A 9,166-nucleotide genomic window follows, 5' to 3' on the forward strand; every position below is an offset into this window, starting at 1 on the left:
TCCGGCTTCTTTTTTCATGGTAAAATATCAATATTTTTACTATATAAAAAAATCAACATGTTTCTTGATTTTTTTATATAGTGAAAATGACCTCTTCGATTTACAATAATATCAAGTTAATCGAGAAGCTGATTTGAAGCTTATCGGTCAGGAATATGCGAAATGGACGTTTTAAGCATATCCGCGAAACAAATTGAATATCATATAAGGTAAAGGAGAGGTACGATTATGAGAATGAAAAAAGCAACAGCATTTGGTCTTGCAGCTTTAATGGCAGCTACCATGATCCCGGCAGTTCCTGCTATGGCAAAAGGGGATGACAGTGAAGGCTCTGTTTATTATCTGAATTTTAAACCGGAGCAGGCAGATCAGTGGTCAGACCTGGCAAAGAAATACACCGATGAGACTGGTGTACCGGTTACCGTTGTTACAGCTGCTTCCGGAACTTATGAGTCTACTCTGAAATCAGAGATGGCCAAGGATGAGGTTCCGACACTGTTCCAGGTTAACGGACCGGTTGGACTTGCATCCTGGAAGGATTATTGCTATGACCTGAAAGACAGCGATGTTTACAAAAATGTGGAGAGTGACGATTTCGTACTGAAGGAGGACAGCGGTGCAGTTGACGGTATCGCCTATGTAATTGAAACATATGGAATTATTTACAACAAAGCGCTTCTTAAGAAATACTGTGAGATGGATGGCGCTGTGATCAAGTCTGCAGATGAGATCAACAATTTTGAGACATTAAAGAAGGTTGCAGATGATATCCAGGCTAAGAAAGATGACCTTGGAGTTGACGGTGCATTTACTTCCGCAGGCTTTGATTCTTCCAGTGACTGGCGCTTCAAGACGCACCTTGCAAACCTTCCAATCTATTATGAGTACAAAGAAGACGGAATCACATCCACAGATGCGATCAAAGGAACCTATCTTGACAACTTCAAGAACCTGTTTGATCTTTATATCACAGATTCTACCTGTGAGCCAAGCCTTCTTTCCAGCAAGACTATCGATGATGCAAATGCTGAATTTGGTCTTGGAGAGGCTGTGTTCTATCAGAATGGAACCTGGGCTTATGATAACATCAAAGATAACGAAGTAGCAGACGAGGATATGGGAATGCTTCCAATCTATATTGGTGTAGATGGTGAAGAGGACCAGGGACTTTGCACAGGCAGTGAGAACTACTGGTGCGTAAACAAAAAAGCAGATGAGAAGGATATCCAGGCAACTCTTGATTTCCTCAGCTGGGTTATCACAAGTGATGAAGGAAGAGAATCTATAAGCCAGGAAATGGGATTTACAACACCATTCAAGACCTTTGATGAGAATTATGAGTCTGCAAATCCGCTTGTAAAAGCAGCCGACGAATATGTAAAAGCTGGTAAAACTCCGGTTTCATGGAACTTTACAACCATGCCTTCTGAAGAGTGGAAAAACCAGGTCGGCAGTGCAATGCTTGAGTATGCACAGGGTACCGGCGAGTGGGATGCTGTGAAAACTGCATTTGTTGACGGATGGGCAAAAGAGTACAAAGCAGCAAATGAAGGCTGATAAGGTATAACTGAAACGTGATCACGAAGGGGTGGGCGGTTTCCGCCTGCCTCTTTTAATGAAGAGAGGATGTGTAAAGTAGGGAAGGATGCATCCTCAGGAGAAAGGAAGAGAAAACATGCAGAATAAGATGATGAAAAAGTATTTTCCGGTTTTTGTCCTGCCTACCCTGCTGGCATTTACCATTGGATTTATCGTTCCCTTTATCATGGGCGTATATCTTTCCTTCTGTAAATTTACCACAGTAACGGATGCAAAATTCGTGGGATTACAGAACTATGTGAAGATTTTTACTGAGGATGGAACCTTTGGACATGCATTATGGTACACCACCGCATTTACGGTTGTATCAGTAGTTCTGATCAATGTGATCGGTTTTGCAGTTGCGTTGCTTCTGACCAAGAAGATCAAAGGAACCAATATATTCCGTACTGTATTTTTTATGCCAAACCTGATCGGTGGAATCATCCTTGGTTATGTATGGCAGCTTCTGTTAAACGGTCTGCTTCTTCAGATCAATAAAACACTTACATATTCTTCTGTTTACGGATTCTGGGGTCTTGTGATCCTGATGTGCTGGCAGCAGATCGGATATATGATGATCATTTACATTGCAGGTATCCAGAATATCCCGGGTGAACTGATCGAGGCTGCACAGATCGATGGTGCGAACAAAGGACAGCTTCTGAAGCATGTGATCATTCCTATGGTCATGCCGTCCATCACCATCTGTACTTTCCTGACACTTACCAACTCCTTCAAGCTTTTTGACCAGAACCTTGCTCTTACAAATGGTGAGCCTTCCAATATGTCAGAAATGCTTGCACTGAATATTTACAATACCTTCTATGGACGTACCGGATGGGAAGGTGTAGGACAGGCGAAGGCCGTGATCTTCTTTATCCTGGTTGGAGCAATTGCCATGATCCAGAATCGTCTCACAAGAAGTAAGGAGGTACAGCAGTAATGAATAAAAAAGTAAAATTCAGCGGTCTGTGGACTGCGATCCTGAGTGTGGTATCTGTTGCTTATATTTTCCCGATCCTTCTGGTTTTGATCAATTCTTTTAAGAAAAAAGCATACATCAGCCGTTATCCCTTTGCAATCCCAACGGATAAAATGTTCGTAGGTCTGGAAAACTATGTAAATGGTCTCACAAAAACCGGATTTTTCCAGGCATTTGGATGGACATTATTTATCACAGTATTTTCTGTTGCGGTAATTTTGCTCTGTACCTCCATGTGTGCCTGGTACATCAACCGTGTTACCAACACGCTGACAAAAACCATGTACATGCTGTGCCTGTTTTCCATGGTCGTACCATTCCAGATGGTAATGTTTACTCTTTCCAAGATCGCAAACATCCTGAAGTTGAATACTCCGTGGGGACTGATCATCATTTATCTTGGATATGGAGCAGGACTTGCGGTATTTATGTTCAGCGGTTTTGTAAAATCCATTCCGATCGAGATCGAAGAAGCTGCCATGATCGATGGCTGTACCCCGATCCAGACATTTTTTAAAGTGGTTCTTCCGGTTATGAAACCGACCTGTGTAACTGTAGCGATCCTGGAAACCATGTGGATCTGGAATGATTATCTTCTTCCATATCTGGTACTTGATATCAAGAAATATAAAACCATTTCCATTGCCATCCAGTATCTGAAGGGCGGTTACGGAACCATTGATATGGGAGCGATGATGGGCGTTCTTGTCCTTTCCATCATTCCAATCATTGCCTTCTATCTTGCATGCCAGAAATATATCATTGAAGGTGTGATTGCAGGAGCTGTTAAGGGCTGACAAATTAGTTGAATAATGTTAAAATGAAAGAAAAACGGCCTGATCTGCGTGCTTTTACGTGGATCAGGCCATATTTGGCGAGATGAGGAATGTACAGAGTTTTGGTGGTAGATGATGAAAAACTGGAACGTGACGGAATCCGCTTTCTTCTGTCTATGGAGGAGGGAGAGTGGGAGATTTATGAGGCGGCTAATGGCAAGCTGGCATTAAATGAGCTGAGAAAGCATCCGGTGGATCTGATGCTGACAGATATCAAAATGCCGCATATGGATGGTCTGGAGCTTTCAAAAAAAGCAAGAGAGGAATATCCGGATCTGGAAATTATCATTTTCAGCGGTTATGGAGATTTTGCTTTTGCTCAGGAGGCGATCCGCTATGGTGTGACGGATTATGTACTGAAACCGGTGGATCCGGACCGCTTTCATGACACCATACAGAAGATTCAGAAGGAGATCGCATCCCGGAAAAATAAAGAGCAGCAGTCCATAAAAGAAAAGAGCTTTCTTCAGCAGTATTTTCTGTTGGGCTACATTTATTCCGGAGATCAGGAGCGTCTGAAGGAAGCGGAAGGAATTGTGGATTTTTCTGTCTGGGAGCAGTGGCACTGTGCAATTCTTATTGAATCGGATGAAGCTTTTTTTGATTCTGCCAGTGATGAGGTTCCCCTTGAGATCCGGGAAGAGCTTCGCCGTTCTTTCTTCTATTTGAATCTTAATGGCCGTCAGTCTTTGCTTCTTTTTAAGGATGTGTACTGTGATTATGTCCTTGTGGCAAAAAATGTCTATAATCTTCTGAAGCGCCTTCATCCTGTTCGCTTTCATCTGGCTGTAAGCCGGCGTTTTGACGGATATCAGGAACTGCCGGAAATCATGGAACAGCTGGAGCAGCAGATGGAAGAAAAATTTTATCATCCGGATATTCATGTCTATACCAGCGAGGAGGACGAGGAAAAAAATACCGGAGAAGAGGAGCAGGATTCCAGGCTTATGGAAAAAATCTCAGAAGATATTTCCAGAAAGGATGTGAAGCAGCTGTGGAGCCATTTCCGCAGCCTGGCATCCAAATATCAGTCCAATACCCAGTTTTCGGCCATGTATGTGAAATTTGTTTTTTCCAATGTGATAAGGGAGCTGTTTCAGGAGAATCGTTTTGCCGGAGAGCACAGGCTGGATCTGGAGGTGGATCATCTGTATGGCTGTTCTACCATTCAGGAGATCATTGAGGTTACAGAAAAAAATATCCGCCAGTACGAGGAGTTCCTAGACCGTTCCATGAGCGAATCCAGAGATGAGGTGGCAGCAGTCAAAAATTATATTTACAATCACTATGCGGAAGATCTGAATCTGGAAACACTGGCAGAAAAGGTATACCTTTCGTCCGGCTATCTCAGCTTTATTTTCAAGAAGGAGACGGGGATGAACCTGAATCGTTTTATCCGTGTGTTCCGCATGGAAAAGGCCAAGGAGCTTCTACGAACTACCAACATGAAAGTAGCCATGGTCAGCGAGCAGGTTGGATTTGCCAATTCTTCGTATTTCTGCCGGAGCTTCCGGGAATATTACGGAAGCAGCCCGGAGTCCTATCGGAAAGGAAACAATGAGGATGAAGAGTCTTCTGAAGAAGTATAATAATATGAAATACCGGTACAAGCTGACAAATCTTCTTGTGGTGGTATCCCTGGTGCCGATGACTGTGTTGGCACTGTATAGTCACAGTCGTATGAGTAGTCTTGTACGGAAAAATGAGATGGAGGATATGTACTCCATTTTGGAGCAGACCAGAGAAAACATTGACGGGCAGATCGAAATTTATGCCAGCCTTTTGAATTATCTTACCTATTCTCCTGAAATCCAGGAGGTGATCTTCAACAAAGATATGGATCGTTATACTGCATATGAACAGTATACGGAAGTTGTGGATCCGCTGTTGACGGTGCCGAAATCCTACCACGAAGCAATTCTGGGGATACATCTTTTTGCAGAAAGCATTCCCGTGCGCCATGAATATACCTTGGCTCCGCTTTCAGAGGTTGATGGGGAATGGTGGAGTGACAAATTAAATAATACCGTGACGGTTCAGTGGATCGTGGACCGGGATAATCGTCAGATCGCGGCAGTCAGGGAAATATATGATGGTAAGATCAGGGAGGCTGTGCTCTGTATTTTGTTGGATTACGGAAAAGTATTCCAGCCTCTGGCTAATATTATTGAACGGAATTCCGGCGGCTTTGTGGTGGATGATCAGCAAAATATCGTCTATCATGGAGAAAATCTGGCGGCCAGTGATATTTCAGCACAGAAAGAAACCTCAAAAAAGCTGGATCGTCTGAGGGAAGAATATACCTATGTCAGCAGCAGCGGACATGAAACAAGATGGACCTATTATTTTTACAAACCTCCGGCTGTGATCGAGAGCTCGGTTTCAAAAGTATTGATCAGTGAGATCCCACTGATCGGCTTCTGTGTTGTGATCATCATTGTGCTTGGAATGACGTTTTCTAAGCTGTTTACCAGAAAGATTGAGCAGCTTACCAGAAATATGGAACAGGTGAACCAGGGAAGCCGTGAAGTTACGGTTTACAGTGATTCTGGAGATGAGGTAGGACAGCTGGTGAGAAGCTTTCACCATATGATGGATGAAATTAATCGACTGATCGAAGAAGTGTATGAAAATAAGATCGCTCTGAAGGAATTTGAACTGAAAGCGCTGACTGCCCAGATCAATCCCCATTTTCTTTATAATTCTCTTTCTATTATAAACTGGATGGCGATTAAGAGCCGTCAGAAGGAGATCAGCCGTGTGACACTGGCATTATCTACATTTTACCGGACAGCGCTCAGTAAGGGAGCAGATATGGTGACTGTGGAAACCTGTATTCGGAATATCGAAGCTTATCTGGAAATCCAGCTGATCATGCATGACAATGATTTTAAGGTGGAGTGGAATATCGATCCGTCTGTGCAGCAGGAGTTGGTTCCGAAGCTTGCCCTGCAGCCCATCGTTGAGAATGCTCTGGAGCATGGCCTGGATGTGAAGGAGGAAGGGGAAAAGCTTCTGAAACTTTATTTCTTTGAAGAGAATGGAGATGTAGTGATCCGGGTTGAAGATAACGGAATAGGGATGGAGCAGGAGCAGGCAGAAAAGCTGCTCACATATCAGGCAAAAGGCTATGGCCTTAAAAATGTCAATGACCGTATGTGCATTTTATATGGAGAGAAATATGCCATCCGGATCCTGAGCAAGGTAGGTGAGGGGACAAGCGTTGATATGAGGATCCCGAAAGAGGTAAAAAAAGATGAGACTTAGTCTGGGAAAAACAGTGGTATTTCTGAGTACGATACTGAGCCTGGCACTTTTGACGGGGTGTTCTTTAGGAACTGCAGAAATGGAAAAAACAGATATAGATGTTCTGTCCGAAAAGAACAGTAAGAGCTGGGAACAGGCAGAAACCACGCCTCTGGGGAAATATCCGGAGCTTGTAACTTATACTCTGGGACAGATGAAAGGGGCTAATAATTCTAATCTTCCGGACGGGCAGACTTATGAGGACAATGCATATACCCGGTATCTGAAAAAAACACTGAATATTCAGAATAAGAATGTTTTTATGGAGAGTGAGGAGCGGTATGACGAAGCCCTGAACATCCTGGTCAAAGATCGGAATCTTCCGGATATTTTTCTGGTGTCGGACAGGGAAACTCTGGAAGAACTGGTTGAAAATGATCTTATCGAGGATCTGACGGAAGTATATAAAAGCTGCGCTTCCGATAAAATAAAGGAAATGTATGAGAGCTATGGAGAGGAACTTTTGGCATCCGGGACTTTTGACGGAAAACTGTTTGCACTTCCGGAGACTGCTATTGATGATGGGCCGCAACTTTTATGGCTGAGACGTGACTGGATAGAGCAGCTGGGACTGAAAGAACCGAAGACACTGGAAGAGGCTTTTTCAGTGATCCGTGCGTTTCAGGAAAACCGGATGGGTGCAGAGGATGGTGAAGATCCTGTGGGACTTGTCTGTGATCCGGGACTTGTGGGCACGGTCAGCACCAGCTATTCGGTGGATTCTGTGTTTGAAAAGTTCGGGGCATATCCGCAGCAGTGGATTGAAAATGCAGATGGAGAAATTGTCTATGGATCGCTGACGGAGGAGACAAAGGAGGCTCTGGGGTATCTCAGAGAGCTTTACAGGCGGGGAATACTGGATTCGGATTTTGCTTTACGTGCACAGAATAATATCCGTGATCTGGTGGTGAATGGAAAATGCGGAGCGTTTTTCGGGCTCTGGTGGACTCCGAATAATCCTCTTATGGATGAGTATCGGAAGAATAAAGAGGCAGACTGGGAACCGTATTATCTGACTGCGGATGTAAAGCGGACTGTGGAGGTATACTCTACGTTTCGAGATAATAAATATGTAGTTGTGCGTAAAGGGTATGAGCATCCGGAGATCGCAATGAAGATTTTGAGTGTGTTGTTTGACCATTCCAGATATGAGGCAGAGGATGCGGATGAGATGAACACTTATTTTGCCTTGAATGTGGATCCTACGGCGCGTCCGCTAATGATCAATGTGGATTATAATGAGGCTACTTATATAGTGACAAAGCATATCCGTGAGGTTCTTTACAGTCCGGGCGATAAGAAGACCAGGGAGGATCTCAGTGCCATTGAGGCGTCTTATTTTGATGCGTGTAAGGAGTATCTTGAGGCGGAGGTGCCTTCGGTAGAGGCCTGGGCGGCGTATAAGTCCAGGATCTCGGCGGTGGGGCTTCTGGTGGATGCGAATTACCGTGCTCCGGAGAAGAAGTATCTGGGGGATGGTGACGGGGAGATTCCTCAGACTTTGCGTTTGCTGGAGAAGAACGCATTTATCCAGATCATTATGGGGAGGATGCCTGTGAGCTCTTTTGACTCTTTTGTGGAAGATTGGTATCGTAAGGGTGGAGACAGTCTTACGGAGCGGGTCCGGGAAGGGCTTGTGGACTCGTGAGGCGGATGTATAGAGGGACGCCAGAGGAAGGTGGCATCGCTCCGGGAGTGGATGCAGTCGGGGATGTTTTTGAGGTTTTGAGAGGTGGATGTATAGAGGAACGCCAGAGGAAGGTGGCATCGCTCCAGGCAGGGACTCCGTCGGGGGATACTACTAGGGCTCCGTGAGACGGCTAAAAGCATTGCGGCAGGGCCAGAACTCGCCTGCGGCTCAGACAGCAGACCCTGCCGCAATAACGCCGTCTCCCGCAGCCCAAGTAGTAATCACCCCTCCTCCGCAGCAGCCCGGCCCGATGCCACCTTCCTCTGGCTGACGCTTCCAACCGACAGGAAAAAACATGCGGGGGATGGAAGCGGACTGGGCGTCCTGTCCTGAAATGTCAGACTGGTACAGAATATTCCTATAAGTATCGAAGAATACAGAAACGGGATCGGCACAGCGTATCACCATAAATATCGAAGAATACAGGAACCAGATCGGCACAGCGTACCACTATAAGTACCGAAGAATCCCAGAACCAGATTGCAGATCGGCACAGCGTACCACTATAAGTACCGAAGAATCCCAGAACCAGATCGCAGATCGGCACAGTGTACCATTATAAGTACCGAAGAATCCCAGAACCAGATCGCAGATCGGCACAGCGTACCACCATAAGTACCGAAAAATACAGAAACCAGATCGGCACAACGTTCCATTTTGAGTACCGCAGCATACAGACAAAAGTCAACAACGCAGCACACACAACAACGAAGAATTACTTCCGTGCCCAAGAGGGTGGGGGTGCAGGGGGAGGGCCTTCGGGCTACGGAA

Annotated in this window: 6 protein-coding genes; all 6 read left to right on the forward strand. The window is 45.0% G+C overall.

Translation table 11 applies throughout. The features are described from left to right. Nucleotides 1–228 precede the first annotated feature (228 nt). On the forward strand, nt 229–1,557 hold the full coding sequence (locus EAI83_RS11035; protein WP_021650828.1) for an ABC transporter substrate-binding protein: 1,329 nt from the start codon (nt 229–231) through the stop codon (nt 1,555–1,557). A gap of 118 nt (nt 1,558–1,675) precedes the next feature. Then, nucleotides 1,676–2,524 carry a carbohydrate ABC transporter permease gene (locus EAI83_RS11040; RefSeq protein ID WP_110104281.1) on the forward strand — a complete coding sequence of 283 codons (849 nt, stop codon included), beginning with the start codon at nt 1,676–1,678 and terminating at the stop codon, nt 2,522–2,524. Then, nucleotides 2,524–3,360, forward strand: a complete 837-nt coding sequence (locus tag EAI83_RS11045; protein ID WP_129975386.1) for a carbohydrate ABC transporter permease — start codon at nt 2,524–2,526, stop codon at nt 3,358–3,360. Before EAI83_RS11040 ends, EAI83_RS11045 begins: the two co-directional genes overlap by 1 nt. Nucleotides 3,361–3,449: 89 nt before the next feature. Continuing rightward, nucleotides 3,450–4,988, forward strand: a complete 1,539-nt coding sequence (locus tag EAI83_RS11050) for a response regulator transcription factor (RefSeq protein ID WP_059085412.1) — start codon at nt 3,450–3,452, stop codon at nt 4,986–4,988. Continuing rightward, nucleotides 4,963–6,666 (forward strand): sensor histidine kinase, encoded by a 1,704-nt coding sequence (locus EAI83_RS11055; RefSeq protein ID WP_129975388.1) that lies wholly within the window; start codon nt 4,963–4,965, stop codon nt 6,664–6,666. The genes EAI83_RS11050 and EAI83_RS11055 overlap by 26 nt, the downstream gene beginning before the upstream one ends. Next, entirely contained in the window at nt 6,656–8,353 is a 1,698-nt protein-coding gene (locus tag EAI83_RS11060; RefSeq protein ID WP_129975390.1) for an extracellular solute-binding protein, read from the forward strand. Before EAI83_RS11055 ends, EAI83_RS11060 begins: the two co-directional genes overlap by 11 nt. Nucleotides 8,354–9,166 lie beyond the last annotated feature (813 nt).

Source organism: Blautia sp. aa_0143, from assembly GCF_004167315.1.
GTDB classification, from domain to species: Bacteria; Bacillota; Clostridia; order Lachnospirales; family Lachnospiraceae; genus Blautia_A; species Blautia_A fusiformis.